Raw genomic sequence first — 15,590 nt, 5'->3', positions numbered from 1 at the left:
TGACCTGCGACTCCGTCAGATACCCGTCCGTCCGCACGGCGTGTCGGCTCACCGGGACGGGCCAAGCCCGAAATGCGTAGTTGACGGTGCTCAGTGAGGGTTCGTCATGGAAGACGTCCTCGTCGACTTTGCCGGAGCGCCGCTTCGGAGCGTCTTCCTGGAGGTTCAACGATGCGTGCTGTACGCGCTCTCGCGGTGACCGCGACCGCCTTCGCGGCCGTCGGGCTCGGCGCTCCACTGGCCGCCGCCGGCGGTGGGGACGGCCCGAGGAACGTCCATGTCAGCCCGTCCACGGTGTTCCCCGGAGGCACCCTGACGATCACGGTCGACGGCTGCCACCGCGGTGGCACCGTCAGTTCGAACGCCTTCCCCGACGCCACCCTCTCCCGGGGCGACCGCGGTCAGCAGACCGCCACGGCCCGGGTCCGCAACAACGCCTCGCCCGGCGACTACCACCTGACGGTCCGCTGCAACGACAGCACGCAGACCGCCAGCGCCTCGTTCACCGTCCGCCGCGGCGGCGGTGCGCAGGGCGGTCTCGGCGGGTCCATCGGGCCCAGCAGCACCGAGATGGCGATCGGCGCCGGTCTGGTCGCCACGGCGGCGGTGGGCGGCAGCCTCTTCATCGCCCGCCGTCGCCGCACGGTCGGCGGCCAGGTCTGATCGGCCGAAACCTCCCGGTCGGCCCACCGCCCGTCGCCCCGAACCCGCACAGGACTCGGGGCGACGGGCGTTCGGTGTGCACCACGGGTGGGTGGCCCTGGTGCCGGGCTCCGCGGGGGCACGCCGGGCGCGTCAGTGACGGCGGCCGGCGGTACGGCGGCGCACCACGAGGACGGTCGCCGTGGCGGCGGCCGCGACCAGGGCGCCGCCCGCCGCCATCTCCGCCGTGTTCATGCTGTCGACGCTGCCGCCCACACCGCCGCGCACGCCCGAGGGGGCGATGGTCTGGGCGGGGCGGGTGGAGCTGGCGGTGGGGCTGGACGAGCCGCCGGCGATCCGCAGATCGAGGGTGCCGACCTGTCCGGTGCAGTTGAACTGCACGGAGTAGACGGCGCCGGGCCGGGCGTCCCAGTCGACGACCGCCGTCGCGGCGCCGTTGCGGGGGATGGTGACGGTGTCGAAGACACCCGAGGTCACCGTGGTGGTGCTGGGGCAGCCGCCCGCGGTGAGCGTCACCCGGCCGCCGGCGGCCACCGAGGACGGGGTCACCGAGAAGTCGTACGGCGTGTTGTTCACGGCGTGGGCGGCGGTGGGGGCGGACAGGGCGAGTGCGGCCGCTCCGAGAGCGGCGGATGCGGCACGTATCGCACGCATGGTCGGACCTCCGGGTCCCGAGGAGCAGCCGCGGGAACCGTTTCCGCGCAGGTCGGGGGGTGCTCCTCGATCACCGAAACGCTACGAGCGGCCACGGTGCGCCGCGATCGCTGTAGGGCAAACGGGTCATACCGCTGGTGCGACAGGGGGACGGGGACGGCGGGTCGGCGTGGGAGACCGGCCCCGGCGGGGTACAGGCGCGCGGGCGCGTGGGCCACGGCGATGGCGCGGCGGGACATAGGGTGGCCGGCCGGGGCAGGGGCGAGGACACAGAGGACGAGGAGCCGGGGACGTGGACGACGACGCGCTGTATCCGCCCGTCGAACCCTACGAGGAGGGGATGCTCGACGTCGGCGACGGCAACCTCGTCCACTGGGAGGTGTCCGGGAACCCCCGGGGCAGGCCCGCGCTCGTGGTCCACGGCGGCCCCGGCTCCGGGTGCACACCGGGGATGCGCCGCTACTTCGACCCGGCGGCGTACCGGATCGTCCTGTTCGACCAGCGCGGCTGCGGGCACAGCACCCCGCACGCCTCGGACCCGGCCGCCGACATGAGCGTCAACACCACGCACCATCTGCTCGCCGACATGGAGAAGCTGCGCACCGCGCTCGGAATCGACTCCTGGGTCCTGTACGGCGGTTCCTGGGGCTCGACCCTGCTCCTCGCCTACGCCCAGCGCCACCCCGAGCGGGTCACCGGCATCGTCGTCAACGGGGTGACCACCACCCGGCGGTCCGAGACCGACTGGCTGTACCACGGGGCCGGCCGCTTCTTCCCCGAGCAGTGGGACCGCTTCCGGGCCGCCGTGCCCGAGGCCGAGGGCCCCGGCGCCCTGGTCGCCGCCTACGCCCGGCGCATGGAGAGCCCCGACCGGGCGGTGCGGGAGCACGCGGCGGCCGAGTGGTGCCGCTGGGAGGACGCCGTCCTCTCCCTGGAGCCGCACGGCGCGCCCGACCTCTACGCCGGCCGCCCGGACGCCGCCCGGCTCGCCTTCGTGCGCATCACCGCGCACTACTTCGCCCACGGGGCCTGGCTGCCGGAGGGCGAACTCCTCGCGAACGCGGGGCGGCTGAACGGCATCCCGGGCGTCCTCTTCCACGGGCGTCTCGACCTCAGCTCGCCCCTGGACACCGCCTGGGAGCTGGCCCGCGGCTGGGACGGCGCCGAACTCGTCGTCGTCGACGACGCCGGGCACAAGGGGAGTTCGGCGCTGCGCGGGCGGGTGCGGGCCGCCATCGACGGCTTCCGCTGAGCCCGTGAACCCGCCCCGATGGCCCCCGGAGGGGCCCGGAGGGATGCCGGGGCCCTCCGGTTGAGTTCAGTTCAAGCCATTTCCGTGCTCCGCCGCGTGGGGGAATTCGCCTGGTGCCGAGGGGATTTCGACCATTTGCTCCCGCGACCCGGAAGAAATTTCCGAACGGGTTGAACACGCCTCGCCCCCGTGTCCGTACCTAGGGCCATGAAAGGGCGCCGCGGCGGCGCCCCACCGGCTCGAGAAGCCTGAAGAACAACGGGAGTGGACATGAACACCTGGCGGAACGCCTCGCTCGCGGTGACTGCGGCGGCTGTACTCGCGCTGACGACGGCGTGCGGTCAGGACCAGGGCAACCAGACGCCCAACGGCCAGGCGGTCGGCGCGGCCAACCCCGCGGCCCCCGGCGACGGCTACGGCGGCTACGGCTCCGACAGCGGAGGCGAGGCGGCGGCCGCGGCCAAGCCCGCCGGCCAGCTCGCCGTCTTCGACAGCCCCGACATCGGCGAGGTCGTCACCGACAGCGCCGGCTTCACCCTCTACCGCTTCGACAAGGACACGGCCAAGCCGCCGAAGTCCAATTGCGAAGGCGACTGCGCGAAGGTCTGGCCCGTCGTCGCGGCCGGCGGCGCGACCGCCGCCCCGGGTGTCGACGCCTCCCTCATCGGCGAGGTGACCAGGGCGGACGGCAGCAAGCAGCTCACCATCGACGGATGGCCGATGTACCGCTACGCCAAGGACACCAAGGCCGGTGACGTCAACGGCCAGGGCGTCGGCGGCACCTGGTACGCCTCCGCCCCCGACGGCAAGAAGGCCGCCCCGGGCGCGGGCGGCGGGGACGCCGGCGGTGAGGACGCGGGCGGCGAGGCCGCCGACCTGGCGGGGCTGTCCGTGCGCAACGACCCCAAGCTGGGCGAGGTCGTCGTCGACAAGAACGGCATGACCGTCTACCGCTTCATGAAGGACTCCGCCTGGCCCATGAAGACGGCCTGCACCGGTGAGTGCCTGGAGAAGTGGCCGGTCGTCGCGCCCGTCGACAAGAACGACACCAAGGGCATCCTGAAGAAGGGCTATGTCACCTTCGACCGGCCCGACGGCATCAAGCAGCAGACCATCGACTGCTGGCCGCTCTACACCTTCGCCGGGGACAAGAAGCCCGGCGACACCAACGGCCAGGGCGTCGGCGGCACCTGGTACGCCATCTCCCCGGAGGGCAAGCCGGTCGGAGCGCCCAAGTAGTCCCCACGTCGCGCCTCCGGCCGTGGCCGGCCCGCCCTCGCGTCCCTCGGCGCGGCGGCGGGCCGTCCGCGTGCCCGCGGCTCGTGCCGGGGCGGCGGTGACGCCCCGTCATGACGCGTGCGCATGACGTCCACGTATGACAGAGGACCGTGACCGGCACGTGTGACCAAGAACGGACCGCGAATTTCCGGTTGGGCTCGCCCTCTTGGCGGGCGATCAGTAGCCTCGGCTCGAACACCGGCCATGGACGTGGCCTCCCTGCCGTGGCGACTTGTTGGAGACATCGATGGAGCGACCCGCCTGGGCACCGCAGAGCATCGACATATCGGTGCCGAGCGTGTCCCGGATCTACGATTTCTATCTGGGCGGTTCGCACAACTTCGAGGCCGACCGGGAAGCCGCGCGCAAGGCGATGGAGTTCCTGCCGGGCCTGCCCAAGATCATGCAGGCGAACCGGGCCTTCATGCGCCGCGCCGTGGACTTCGCCGTCGCCGAGGGCATCGACCAGTTCCTCGACATCGGCTCCGGCATCCCCACCTTCGGCAACGTCCACGAGGTCGCCCGGCGGTCCGACCCCCGGGCGCGCGTCGTCTACGTCGACCACGACCCGGTCGCCGTGGCCCACAGCCGCAGCCTCCTGGAGGGCGACGAGCACGCGGCCGTCCTCGCCGCCGACCTGCGCGCGCCCGGCCAGATCCTGGACAGCGCCGAGGTCAAGGGACTCCTCGACCTGGACCGGCCGGTGGCCCTCCTCCTCGTCGCCGTACTGCACTTCGTCGAGGACGCCGACGACCCGCGCGCCGCCGTCGCCGCCCTGCGCGACGCGCTCGCGCCCGGCAGTCTGCTGATCCTCACCCACGCCTCCTACGAGGGCATCCCGGTGCCCCAGGAGCAGGCGGGCGGCGCGGTGGGGGTCTACCGCGACATCCGCAACCCGCTGGTCATGCGCAGCCGCGAGGAGATCGCGGCCTTCTTCGAGGGATTCGAGATGGTCGAACCCGGGCTGGTCCCCCTGGCGCGCTGGAGGCCCGGCGACGACGCCGGCCAGGAGGACCCCTACGCCTTCTCCGGCTTCTCAGGGGTGGGGCGCCGGGCGTGAACCAGCCGTCGTCCCAGGCCGGGGGCCCAGCCGTGGAACCGGACGCCCCCGAGGACCGCCTCCGGCGCTTCGCGACCATCTGGAGCCGGGCCATCTTCCCGGCCACCGCCACCTCGCTCACCCGCCCCGAGTTCGAGGGCCATCTGCTCCCCGTGGCCCGGGAGCTGCGCGAGGCCCTGCACGCGAGACCGTTCGCACCCCAGTCCGGGCAGCGGATCGGGCGGGCGCTGGTGGAGGCCCACTGCACCGACCCCGACGCGCTCAGCCGCACCCTCGGCGTGATCGACGCGTACCTCGTCCTCTACTGCGGCGACCCCGGCCTCAGCGCCGAGGAGAGCCGCGCCCGGTGCGCCCGCCTCCAGCACGCGGTGGCCGCCGGGTTCGCCCACGCGCTGCGCGAGCGGACCCTCGCCGAGCAGGAGGCCATCGCCCGCTCCACCCTGCTCGCCCGCAACGACGCCCTCCAGGCGATGCACGACACCGAGGTCCGTTTCCGGGCCGTCTTCGAGGGCGCCGCCATCGGCATCGCCATCGCGGACCTCGACGGCAATGTGCTGGAGGTCAACGACACCCTGACCCGGATGTTCGGCGGCCTGGAGCACCATGTGCGCGGCCGCCGGTTCACCGAGTGGGCCCACCCCGAGGACCGGCCCCACGTCTGGGAGCTGTACCGGGAGCTGGTGCGCGGCGAACGCGAGGACTACCGCACCGAGAAGCCCTTCTACCGGGGCGACGGCACGGTCCTGTGGACCAACCTCACCGTCTCCCTGCTGCGCGACGCCGAGGGCGTGCCGCAGTACCAGCTCGCCCTGATGGAGGACACCACCGAGCGGCGGCTCCTCAATCTGCGGCTGCGCTACGAGGCCACCCACGACGCGCTCACCGGGCTGCCCAACCGCACCCTCTTCTTCGAACGCCTGGAGAAGGCCGTCACCGCCGGCGACGGCAACCGCTTCGGGCTCTGCTACCTGGACCTCGACGGCTTCAAGGCCATCAACGACAGCCTCGGCCACGCGACCGGAGACCGGCTGCTGGTCGAGGTCGCCGACCGGCTCCAGAGCTGCGCCACCGCCCCCGGCGAGATGGTCGCCCGGCTCGGCGGCGACGAGTTCGTGGCCCTGACCACCGGCCCCGACACCGAGCGCGAGGTCGACGAACTGGCCGCCCGGATCCTGGGCGCGCTCTCCGCGCCGATCAACGTGGACGGCCGCGAGTTCACCGTGCGCGGCAGCATCGGCATCGTCGAGGGCCCGGCGGGGGAGCGGACCAGCGCGGAGGTGCTGCGCAGCGCCGACATCACCATGTACCGGGCCAAGTCGGCGGGCGGCAACCGCTACGAGCTGGCCGACCCGGAGGCGGACGCGCGGGCCATCACCCGCCACGGGCTGACCACCGCCCTGCCGGCCGCGCTGGAGCGGGGCGAGTTCTTCATCGAGTACCAGCCGCTGGTGCACCTCGGGGACGGCACCGTGCACGGCGCCGAGGCCCTGGTCCGCTGGTGCCATCCGCAGCACGGGGTGCTCGGCCCGGACCGCTTCATCCCGCTCGCCGAACGCACCGGGCTGATCGTGCCGCTGGGCCGCTGGGTGCTGGAGGAGTCGGTCCGCCAGGCCCGCTACTGGAGCACCCGGCACAGCGACGGCGGCCCGCTGCGGATCAACGTCAACCTCTCCCCGGCGCAACTCACCCACCCGGGGCTGGTCGCGGACACGGTCGACGTGCTGGAGCGGTCCGGTCTGGACCCGGGCGCGCTGTGCCTGGAGGTCACCGAGTCGGCCCTGATAGGGGCGGACGAGGACCTGCTGAAGCCCCTGCGCCAACTCGCGGAACTGGGCGTGGACATCGCGCTCGACGACTTCGGCACCGGGTACTCCAACCTGGCCAACCTGCGCCGGCTCCCGGTGAGCGTGCTGAAGCTGGATCGTTCCTTCACGCAGGGGATGCAGCAGCACCCGTGCGACCCGGTCGACCTGAAGATCGTGGAGGGGATCGTCTCGCTCGCGCACAGCCTGGAGCTGGCCGTCACCGTGGAGGGCGTGGAGACGGGGGCGCAGGCGGAGCAGCTGCGGGAGCTGGGCTGCGACACGGCCCAGGGCTGGTACTACGCCCGGCCCGGGGCGCCGGACCGGATCCACTCCCTGCTGCTGGCCGACGCGGTCTGAGCGCGGGCGCGGCAAGGCGGCGGACCGCCGCCGAGGCATCAGCCCGCGCGGCCCGGCCGGACCGGGCGGTGCACCCGGGACGCCAGCAGCATCCGCTGCAACTCCCGGGCCGCGCGCGGCGGTTCCACGTCGCTGCGGTGCGCCAGCGCGATCGTCCGGTGCAGCCCCGCACCGGACAGCCGGGTCACCCGCAGATCGCCGCCCGCCCCCTCGGCCACCATCGCCGGGACCACGGCCACCCCCAGCCCGGCCCGCACGAAGCCCAGCACCGCGTCCATCTCGCCGCCCTCCACCGTGAACGAGGGCTCGAAACCGGCGGACCGGCAGGCCGCCACCGTCAGGTCCCGCAGGTCGTAGCCGTGCCGGAACATCACCAGCGGCTCGCCCGCGAGATCGGCGATCCGCAGCGGTGACGCCGGGGCCGGGGCCGCCGGGGAGGAGACCACCACCAGGTCCTCCCGCAGCAGCTCCACCGCGGTCAGCGACGGCGAGGAGGACGGCAGCGGCAGCACCACCAGGGCCAGGTCCAGCGCCCCGCGCGCCAGCGCCCGCACCAGGTCGTGCGAGCCGGACTCCTCGATCAGGAGCTCGATCCCCGGATGCCGGTCGTGGAAGGTGCGCAGCACCTGCGGCAGCAGCCCGGTGCACAGACTCGGCGTGGCCCCCAGCCGCACCCGGCCCCGGCGCAGCTGGGCCACCTCCTGCACCTCCCGCCGCGCGGTCTCGGTGTCCGCGAGAATCCGCCGGGCCAGCGGCAGCAGCGCCTCCCCGGCGTCGGTCAGGGCGATGTTCCCCCGGGCCCGCCGGAACAGGTCCGCGCCCAGCTCCTGCTCCAGCGCCCGGATCTGCTGGGAGAGCGAGGGCTGCGAGACATGCACCCGCTCGGCTGCCCGGGTGAAGTGCAGGGTCTCGGCGACGGCGGTGAAGTAGCGGAGCTGCTGGAGCTGCATGAACGCCACTCTATAGGCCCTGCCTATCGGGATCAGCCGGATCATGTCTTGGACCACTGACCCGCCCCGGCCCTAGCGTCGGCGTCATGGCTCTGGCAACGCGGACACGCAAGGCGCAGGCGGGCACGGGCGGCGGTACGGGTGGCACGGCCGGGACGGGCGGCGCGGGCCGGCGGCCGTCCGCGGTGCGCGCCTTCTGGCAGTCGACCATCGGCAAGAAGACGGTCATGGCCGTCAGCGGGCTGCTGATGCTCGGCTATCTCGTCGCCCATGTGATGGGCAACCTCAAGGTCTTCTTCGGCCCCGAGGAGTTCAACTCCTACGGACACTGGCTGCGCACCATGGGCGCCCCGGTCCTGCACTACTCCTGGGCGCTGTGGATCGTGCGGGTCGTGCTGCTCGCCGCCGTCGTCGCGCACGCGGTCAGCGCGTACCAGCTCACCCGGCGGGACCTGCGGGCGCGGCCCACCGGCTATGTGCACAAGCGCCGCCGGGCGAGCTACGCGACCCGGACCATGCGCTGGGGCGGGGTCATCATGGCCCTCTTCATCGTCTGGCACATCCTCGACCTGACCACCGGGCACGTCCACAGCGGCGGCTTCCAGGAGGGGCGGCCCTACGAGAACGTCGTCGACACCTTCTCCACCTGGTACGGCAACGTCATCTACCTCACCGCCATGCTCGCCGTCGGCCTCCACGTCCGGCACGGCTTCTGGAGCGCCGCCCAGACCCTGGGCGCGGGCAACGCCCGCCGGGACCGCGCCCTGAAGGCCACCGCCAACCTGCTGGCGCTGGGCCTGACCGCCGGCTTCGTCGCCGTACCCGTCGCCGTCATGACCGGAGTCGTGAGCTGAGATGACCTACCTGGACTACACCGCCGGCGAGCCGATCGCCGACACCAAGGCCCCCGAGGGGCCCGTCGCCGACCGCTGGGACACCCGCCGCTTCCAGGCGAAGCTGGTCAACCCGGCCAACCGGCGCAAGCACACCGTGATCGTGGTCGGCACCGGCCTGGCCGGCGGGGCCGCGGGTGCCACCCTCGCCGAACAGGGCTACCACGTCGAGCAGTTCTGCTACCAGGACTCCCCGCGCCGGGCCCACTCGATCGCCGCCCAGGGCGGCATCAACGCGGCCAAGAACTACCGCAACGACGGCGACTCGATCCACCGCCTCTTCTACGACACCGTCAAGGGCGGCGACTTCCGCGCCCGGGAGTCCAACGTCCACCGCCTCGCGCAGATCTCCGTGGAGATCATCGACCAGTGCGTCGCCCAGGGCGTCCCCTTCGCCCGCGAGTACGGCGGCCTCCTGGACACCCGCTCCTTCGGCGGCGTCCAGGTCTCCCGGACCTTCTACGCCCGCGGCCAGACCGGGCAGCAGCTCCTCCTCGGCGCCTACCAGGCCCTCTCCCGGCAGATCGCGGCCGGGACCGTCACCCTGCACGCCCGCACCGAGATGCTGGACCTGGTGGTGGTCGACGGACGGGCCCGCGGGATCGTCGCCCGCGACCTCGTCACCGGCGAGATCTCCACCCACCTCGCGGACGCGGTCGTCCTGGCGTCCGGCGGTTACGGCAACGTCTTCTACCTGTCGACGAACGCCATGAACTCCAACGCCACCGCCGTCTGGCGCGCCCACCGGCGCGGGGCGTACTTCGCCAACCCCTGCTTCACCCAGATCCACCCCACCTGCATCCCGCGCACCGGCGACCACCAGTCCAAGCTGACTCTGATGAGCGAGTCGCTGCGCAACGACGGCCGGATCTGGGTCCCGAAGGCGCAGGGCGACACCCGGCCGCCGCACGAGATCCCCGAGGCGGAGCGCGACTACTACCTGGAGCGCATCTACCCCTCCTTCGGCAACCTGGTCCCGCGTGACATCGCCTCCCGCGCCGCGAAGAACGTCTGCGACGAGGGCCGGGGAGTGGGACCGGGCGGGCAGGGCGTCTACCTGGACTTCGCCGACGCCATCGCCCGGATGGGCCGGGGGGCGGTCGAGGCGAAGTACGGCAACCTCTTCGACATGTACCAGCGGATCACCGACGAGGATCCGTACGAGGTGCCCATGCGGATCTACCCGGCGGTGCACTACACGATGGGCGGGCTCTGGGTCGACTACGACCTCCAGACCACCGTGCCGGGCCTGTTCGCGATCGGCGAGGCCAACTTCTCGGACCACGGCGCCAACCGGCTCGGCGCCTCCGCGCTGATGCAGGGGCTCGCGGACGGCTACTTCGTCCTGCCGTCCACCATCAACGACTACCTGGCGCGCGGCGGCTTCACCCCGGTCGCCGGCGATCATCCGGCCGTCGCCGAGGCGGCCGGCGAGACCCGCGACCGGCTCGCCCGGCTCCTCGCCGTCCGTGGCGACCGCACCCCCGACTCCTTCCACCGCGAGATCGGCGAGGTGATGTGGGAGTACTGCGGCATGGCCCGCACCGACGAGGGGCTCCGCAAGGCCCTGGCGCGCATCCCGCAGATCCGCGAGGAGTTCTGGCGCCGGATCACCGTCCCCGGCACCGGCGAGGAGTTCAACCAGTCGCTGGAGAAGGCCAACCGAGTCGTCGACTACCTGGAGCTCGCCGAGCTGATGTGCCTCGACGCCCTCCACCGCACCGAGTCCTGCGGCGGCCACTTCCGCGAGGAGTCCCAGACCCCCGACGGCGAGGCCGCCCGGGACGACGAGGGCTTCGCCTACGCGGCGGCCTGGGAGTTCCGCGGCACCGGCGAGGCGCCCGCCCTCCACAAGGAGGACCTCGTCTTCGAGTACGTCCACCCCACCCAGCGGAGCTACGCATGAGGATCGTCCTGCGCGTCTGGCGCCAGAAGAACGCCGAGGCCGAAGGTGGTATGGCCGAGTACGAGGTCGACGGCGTCTCCCCGGACATGTCGTTCCTGGAGATGCTCGACACCCTCAACGAGGACCTGATCCTGCGGGGGGAGGACCCGGTCGCCTTCGACCACGACTGCCGCGAGGGCATCTGCGGCGCCTGCTCGCTGGTCATCAACGGCGACGCCCACGGCCCCGAGCGGACCACCACCTGCCAGCTCCATATGCGCTCCTTCGCGGACGGCGACACCATCGACGTCGAGCCCTGGCGGGCCGCGGCCTTCCCGGTGGTCAAGGACCTCGTCGTCGACCGCTCGGCCTTCGACCGGGTCATCCAGGCGGGCGGCTACATCAGCGCCCCCACCGGCGCGGCTCCCGAGGCGCACGCCACCCCCGTGCCCAAGCCGGACGCGGACTCCGCCTTCGAGCACGCCGAGTGCATCGGCTGCGGGGCCTGTGTGGCGGCCTGCCCCAACGGCTCGGCGATGCTCTTCACCTCCGCCAAGGTCAACCACCTCAACGTCCTGCCGCAGGGCGCGCCCGAGCGGGAGACCCGGGTGCTGGACATGGTGGCCGCGATGGACGAGGAGGGCTTCGGCGGCTGCACCCTGACCGGCGAGTGCGCGACCGCCTGCCCGAAGGGCATCCCGCTGCCGTCGATCGCGGCGATGAACCGGGAGTGGCTGCGGGCCACCCGCAAGGCCCGTCGGTGAGCCCCGGGACGGCATATGTTCCGGACATGTTCGGGAAGTGAAGAAGGCCACTCGTTCCGGACTCAGGCAGGAGATTTTCCTGCTGGATGACGTTAGCGGTGAAGGAATTTCTGCCGGCGGGGGTGGCGGGGTGTGCCCGGAGCAAGATCGACTTCGTTGAATTCCGCACGGTGCGGGACGAGTTGTCCGCATCCGGGCCAACTCCCACCGGCGGATTCACCCCCTCCGCCCCCGAGCGGATAGGCATGCCGCGGCGGTACCGACCACACCGCCGTCCGACCACGCATGCCTCACCGCACGCATGTCCCACAGGGGGTTCCTCCATGTCCCGACTCACCCGCCGACGAGCCCTGGGCGCCGCCGGCGCCGCAGCGGGCCTCGCCGTCGTCGGCGCCGCGGCCGGCACCGCGCGCTCCTCGTCCGCCCCGCGCCCGCGCACCCCCGCCGGGCCGCCCGTCTTCGACGAGGTCTACCTGGGCCGCCGCATCCAGGGCGCCCCCGCTCCCACCGGCGGCGGCCACCACGACCACCACGCCGCGCACGGGGCGGGCCACACCGGCCACGGCACGACCGGCCACGGGACCGGCCACACCGGCCACGGGGACGGCTACCGCGTCCATGTCGACGGCGACGAACTGCATGTGATGCGGAACGCCGACGGCACCTGGATCAGCGTCGTCAACCACTACGAGACCTTCCGCACCCCCCGCGACGTGGCCCGCGCCGCCGTACGGGAGCTCCAGGGCTCCGACCTCGTCCCCCTCGACCTCTCCTCCTGACGCCGGAGCGCCCCGCACCATGACCGTACGCAAGAACCAGGCCCTGCTGACCGCCGACGAGAAGCGCCGCTTCGTGGCCGCCCTGCTGGAGCTCAAGCGCTCCGGCCGCTACGACGCCTTCGTCACCACGCACAACGGCTTCATCATGGGCGACACCGACCAGGGGCCCCGGGTGGGCCACCGCTCGCCGTCCTTCCTGCCCTGGCACCGAAGATTCCTCATCGAGTTCGAGCAGGCCCTCCAGTCCGTGGACTCCACCGTGGCCCTGCCCTACTGGGACTGGACCGCCGACCGCACCGCCGCCTCCTCGCTCTGGGCGCCGGACTTCCTCGGCGGCACCGGCCGCGCCCGCGACGGGCAGGTCACGGAGGGCTCCTTCGGCGCGGCCTCCGGCCGCTGGCCCATCACCGTCCGCGTCGACGGCCGCGACTTCCTGCGCCGCACCCTCGGCGCCGGGGGCGCCCAGCTCCCCACCCGCGCCGAGGTCGACTCCGTCCTCGCCATGCCCGTCTACGACGCGGCCCCCTGGAACAGCGCCTCCGACGGCTTCCGCAACCACCTCGAAGGCTGGCGCGGCGTCAACCTGCACAACCGGGTCCATGTCTGGGTCGGCGGCCAGATGGGCACCGGCGTCTCGCCCAACGACCCGGTGTTCTGGATGCACCACGCCTTCATCGACAAGCTCTGGGCCGACTGGCAGGCCCGCCACCCCGCCTCGCGCTATCTGCCCGCGACGCGCACCCCGAACGTGGTCTCCCTCAACGACACCATGCGGCCGTGGAACGACGTGACCCCCGCCGACATGCTCGACCACACCCGCCACTACACCTACGACACGGCCGCCTGACCCCCGGCCCCGGGAGGTGGGGGCCCGGCCGGCTGTGCACCGCCGGCCGGGCCCCCGCCGCGCAGGGCCGCCGCCAGATACGGCGCCGTGCGGCTGCCCACCGCCTCCGCCACCGTCTCCGGCGGCCCGGCCGCCACCACACGGCCGCCCTCCTCCGCGCCGCCCGGCCCCATGTCCACCACCCGGTCCGCCCCGGCCACCACGTCCATGTCGTGCTCCACGACCACCACCGTGTGCCCGGCGTCCACCAGCCCGTGCAGCTGCCGCATCAGCACCTCCACATCCGCCGGGTGCAGCCCGGTCGTCGGCTCGTCCAGCACATAGAGGGTGTGGCCCCGGCGCTCCCGCTGGAGCTCGTTCGCCAGCTTGATCCGCTGCGCCTCACCGCCCGACAGCTCGGTGGCCGGCTGCCCGAGGCGCAGATAGCCGAGCCCCACGTCCAGCAGGGTCCGCAGACTGCGCGCGGCCGCCGGCACGTCCGCGAGGAAGCCGGCCGCCTTCTCCACCGTCAGATCCAGCACCTCGGCGACGGTCCGCTCCCGGTAACGCACCTGGAGGGTCTCGGGGTTGTAGCGCGCGCCGCCGCAGTCGGGGCAGGGCGCGTACGTCGTCGGCAGGAACAGCAGCTCCACCGTGACGAAGCCCTCGCCCTGGCAGGTCTCACAGCGCCCGCCCGCCACATTGAACGAGAACCGGCCCGCCCGGTACCCGCGCTCCCTGGCCCCCGGGGTGGCCGCGAACAGCTTGCGGACCGTGTCGAACAGGCCGGTGTAGGTGGCCAGGTTGGAGCGGGGCGTCCGCCCGATCGGCTTCTGGTCCACCGTCACCAGCCGCCCCACGTCCGGCAGTTCCGGTGTGATCGCGCCGACCAGCGTGGACTTCCCCGACCCCGACCCCGACACCCCGGTCACCGCCGTCAGCGCGCCGAGCGGCAGCTCCACCGACAGCTCGCGCAGATTGTGCCGGGTCACCGGACCCAGGGTCAGCCACCCGGACGGCGTCCGCCGTTCCCGCCGCACCGGGGCCCGGCCGCCGAACAGGAACCGCCGCGTCACCGACGCGTCCACACCCGCCAGATCCGCCAGCGGCCCGCTGTGCAGCACCTCCCCGCCGTGCTCGCCCGCGCCCGGCCCCACGTCGACCAGCCAGTCCGCCCGCCGCACCACGTCCATGTGGTGCTCCACGACGAAGACCGAGTTCCCGCCCGCCTTCAGCCGGTCCAGCACCACCAGCAGCGCCTCGGTGTCCGCCGGATGCAGACCCGCGGACGGCTCGTCCAGCACGTACACCACCCCGAACAGCCCGGAGCGCAACTGCGTCGCCAGCCGCAGCCGCTGGAGCTCCCCGCTGGACAGGGTGGGCGTGGTCCGGTCCAGGCTGAGGTGGCCGAGGCCCAGTTCGGTGACGGTCGCCACCCGGGCGAGGAGATCCTCGGTCAGCACCCGCGCCGGCTCGCCGTCCGGGCCGGACGTCAGCAGCTCCGCCAGCGCGGTCAGCGGTAGCGCCGCCGCCTCGGCGACCGTCCGGCCCGCGAAGGTCACCGCCAGCGCCTCCGGCCGCAGCCGGCTGCCCCCGCACGCCGGACAGGGCTCACTGACGAGGAAACGCTCCGCCCGCGCCCGCAGCGCCGCGCTCCGGGAGTCCGCGAAGGTGTGCAGCACATGGCGGCGCGCACTGGTGTACGTGCCCTGGTAGGGGCGCTGGATACGGTCCGCGTCCCGCACCGGGTGCACGGTGACCACCGGTTGCTCCTCGGTGAACAGGATCCACTCCCGGTCCCCGGGCGCCAGCTCCCGCCAGGGCCGGTCCACGTCGTACCCGAGCGCGTCCAGCACGTCCCGCAGGTTCTTGCCCTGCCAGGCCCCCGGCCAGGCGGCGATCGCGCCCTCCCGGATCGACAGCGAGGGGTCGGGCACCAGCAGTTCTTCCGTGGTGCGGTGCACCCGGCCGAGCCCGTGGCACTCGGGGCAGGCGCCCACCGCCGTGTTCGGGGAGAAGGAGTCCGAGTCCAGCCGAGCGGCCCCCGGCGGGTAGTCACCGGCCCGCGAGTACAGCATCCGCAGCGAGTTGGAGAGGGTGGTGACCGTGCCGACGGAGGAGCGGGAGGTGGGGGCGGAGCGCCGCTGCTCCAGCGACACGGCGGGCGGCAGACCGGTGATCTCCCCGACCTTCGGCGCGCCGACCTGGTGGATCAGCCGCCGCGCGTACGGGGCGACGGACTCGAAGTAGCGCCGCTGGGCCTCCGCGTAGACCGTGCCGAAGGCCAGGGACGACTTCCCGGAGCCGGACACCCCGGTGAACGCGACCAGCGCGTCCCGGGGGATGTCGACGTCCACGCCGCGCAGATTGTGCTCCCGCGCGCCGCGGACCCGGACGTACGGGTCGTGGGGGGTGTGCATGACG

Annotated in this window: 13 protein-coding genes; 10 read left to right on the top strand and 3 right to left on the bottom strand. The window is 73.1% G+C overall.

Annotated features, from left to right (window positions below; translation table 11 throughout):
• Positions 1 to 171 precede the first annotated feature (171 nt).
• Entirely contained in the window at positions 172 to 663 is a 492-nt protein-coding gene (locus ABZ457_RS15485) for a hypothetical protein (protein ID WP_359158016.1), read from the top strand.
• Between the two features lie 132 nt (positions 664 to 795).
• On the opposite strand, the gene ABZ457_RS15480 is transcribed toward ABZ457_RS15485, so the two are convergent.
• The gene (locus tag ABZ457_RS15480) at positions 796 to 1,317 is read right to left on the bottom strand and encodes a hypothetical protein (RefSeq protein ID WP_359158015.1); all 522 of its coding nucleotides are present in this window, start codon (positions 1,315 to 1,317) and stop codon (positions 796 to 798) included.
• 292 nt (positions 1,318 to 1,609) lie between these two features.
• Here ABZ457_RS15480 and pip point away from each other — a divergent pair, with 292 nt between their 5' ends.
• The 4 genes from pip (at position 1,610) to ABZ457_RS15460 (ending at position 7,069) form a co-directional block, all read left to right on the top strand.
• On the top strand, positions 1,610 to 2,569 hold the full coding sequence (gene pip, locus ABZ457_RS15475) for a prolyl aminopeptidase (protein ID WP_359158013.1): 960 nt from the start codon (positions 1,610 to 1,612) through the stop codon (positions 2,567 to 2,569).
• A 270-nt stretch (positions 2,570 to 2,839) separates the two neighbouring features.
• Positions 2,840 to 3,808, top strand: coding sequence for an SCO0930 family lipoprotein (locus ABZ457_RS15470; RefSeq protein ID WP_359158011.1), 969 nt, complete (start codon positions 2,840 to 2,842; stop codon positions 3,806 to 3,808).
• Between the two features lie 286 nt (positions 3,809 to 4,094).
• Positions 4,095 to 4,907, top strand: coding sequence for an SAM-dependent methyltransferase (locus ABZ457_RS15465; RefSeq protein WP_359158010.1), 813 nt, complete (start codon positions 4,095 to 4,097; stop codon positions 4,905 to 4,907).
• Complete coding sequence (locus tag ABZ457_RS15460; RefSeq protein ID WP_359158009.1) at positions 4,904 to 7,069, top strand: EAL domain-containing protein; 2,166 nt, start codon at positions 4,904 to 4,906, stop codon at positions 7,067 to 7,069. The genes ABZ457_RS15465 and ABZ457_RS15460 overlap by 4 nt, the downstream gene beginning before the upstream one ends.
• 38 nt (positions 7,070 to 7,107) lie before the next feature.
• Here the strand turns inward: ABZ457_RS15460 and ABZ457_RS15455 are convergent, their stop codons facing one another.
• Entirely contained in the window at positions 7,108 to 8,019 is a 912-nt protein-coding gene (locus ABZ457_RS15455) for a LysR substrate-binding domain-containing protein (RefSeq protein WP_359158008.1), read from the bottom strand.
• 86 nt (positions 8,020 to 8,105) lie between these two features.
• Here ABZ457_RS15455 and ABZ457_RS15450 point away from each other — a divergent pair, with 86 nt between their 5' ends.
• The 5 genes from ABZ457_RS15450 to ABZ457_RS15430 all read left to right on the top strand — a co-directional run bounded on the left by ABZ457_RS15450 (position 8,106) and on the right by ABZ457_RS15430 (position 13,187).
• Positions 8,106 to 8,873, top strand: coding sequence for a succinate dehydrogenase (locus ABZ457_RS15450; RefSeq protein WP_359158006.1), 768 nt, complete (start codon positions 8,106 to 8,108; stop codon positions 8,871 to 8,873).
• Position 8,874: 1 nt separating this feature from the next.
• Complete coding sequence (locus ABZ457_RS15445) at positions 8,875 to 10,818, top strand: fumarate reductase/succinate dehydrogenase flavoprotein subunit (RefSeq protein ID WP_359158005.1); 1,944 nt, start codon at positions 8,875 to 8,877, stop codon at positions 10,816 to 10,818.
• The gene (locus tag ABZ457_RS15440; RefSeq protein ID WP_359158004.1) at positions 10,815 to 11,561 is read left to right on the top strand and encodes a succinate dehydrogenase/fumarate reductase iron-sulfur subunit; all 747 of its coding nucleotides are present in this window, start codon (positions 10,815 to 10,817) and stop codon (positions 11,559 to 11,561) included. Before ABZ457_RS15445 ends, ABZ457_RS15440 begins: the two co-directional genes overlap by 4 nt.
• 323 nt (positions 11,562 to 11,884) lie before the next feature.
• Positions 11,885 to 12,340: a tyrosinase cofactor gene (locus ABZ457_RS15435; protein WP_359158003.1), complete on the top strand. Its 456-nt coding sequence runs from the start codon at positions 11,885 to 11,887 to the stop codon at positions 12,338 to 12,340.
• Positions 12,341 to 12,359: 19 nt separating this feature from the next.
• Positions 12,360 to 13,187 (top strand): tyrosinase family protein, encoded by an 828-nt coding sequence (locus ABZ457_RS15430; RefSeq protein WP_359158002.1) that lies wholly within the window; start codon positions 12,360 to 12,362, stop codon positions 13,185 to 13,187.
• Here the strand turns inward: ABZ457_RS15430 and ABZ457_RS15425 are convergent.
• A complete protein-coding gene (locus ABZ457_RS15425; protein ID WP_359158000.1) occupies positions 13,169 to 15,586 on the bottom strand; it encodes an excinuclease ABC subunit UvrA in 2,418 nt (805 codons plus the stop codon). The genes ABZ457_RS15430 and ABZ457_RS15425 overlap by 19 nt on opposite strands.
• Positions 15,587 to 15,590: the final 4 nt, after the last annotated feature.

It is taken from the genome of Streptomyces sp. NPDC005805 (assembly GCF_040630445.1).
Taxonomy (GTDB): domain Bacteria; phylum Actinomycetota; class Actinomycetes; order Streptomycetales; family Streptomycetaceae; genus Streptomyces.
Note: the sequence above shows the minus strand (reverse complement) of the source record. Positions and strands in the feature narration are given on the sequence as shown.

Bases quoted from the DNA above. Each gene is read 5' to 3' on its own strand.
- ABZ457_RS15430 (WP_359158002.1), top strand. From the start codon at position 12,360: ATGACCGTACGCAAGAACCAGGCCCTGCTGACCGCCGACGAGAAGCGC.
- ABZ457_RS15445 (WP_359158005.1), top strand. From the start codon at position 8,875: ATGACCTACCTGGACTACACCGCCGGCGAGCCGATCGCCGACACCAAG.
- ABZ457_RS15425 (WP_359158000.1), bottom strand. From the start codon at position 15,586: ATGCACACCCCCCACGACCCGTACGTCCGGGTCCGCGGCGCGCGGGAG.
- ABZ457_RS15485 (WP_359158016.1), top strand. From the start codon at position 172: ATGCGTGCTGTACGCGCTCTCGCGGTGACCGCGACCGCCTTCGCGGCC.
- ABZ457_RS15440 (WP_359158004.1), top strand. From the start codon at position 10,815: ATGAGGATCGTCCTGCGCGTCTGGCGCCAGAAGAACGCCGAGGCCGAA.
- ABZ457_RS15450 (WP_359158006.1), top strand. From the start codon at position 8,106: ATGGCTCTGGCAACGCGGACACGCAAGGCGCAGGCGGGCACGGGCGGC.
- ABZ457_RS15480 (WP_359158015.1), bottom strand. From the start codon at position 1,317: ATGCGTGCGATACGTGCCGCATCCGCCGCTCTCGGAGCGGCCGCACTC.
- ABZ457_RS15465 (WP_359158010.1), top strand. From the start codon at position 4,095: ATGGAGCGACCCGCCTGGGCACCGCAGAGCATCGACATATCGGTGCCG.
- ABZ457_RS15455 (WP_359158008.1), bottom strand. From the start codon at position 8,019: ATGCAGCTCCAGCAGCTCCGCTACTTCACCGCCGTCGCCGAGACCCTG.
- ABZ457_RS15435 (WP_359158003.1), top strand. From the start codon at position 11,885: ATGTCCCGACTCACCCGCCGACGAGCCCTGGGCGCCGCCGGCGCCGCA.
- ABZ457_RS15470 (WP_359158011.1), top strand. From the start codon at position 2,840: ATGAACACCTGGCGGAACGCCTCGCTCGCGGTGACTGCGGCGGCTGTA.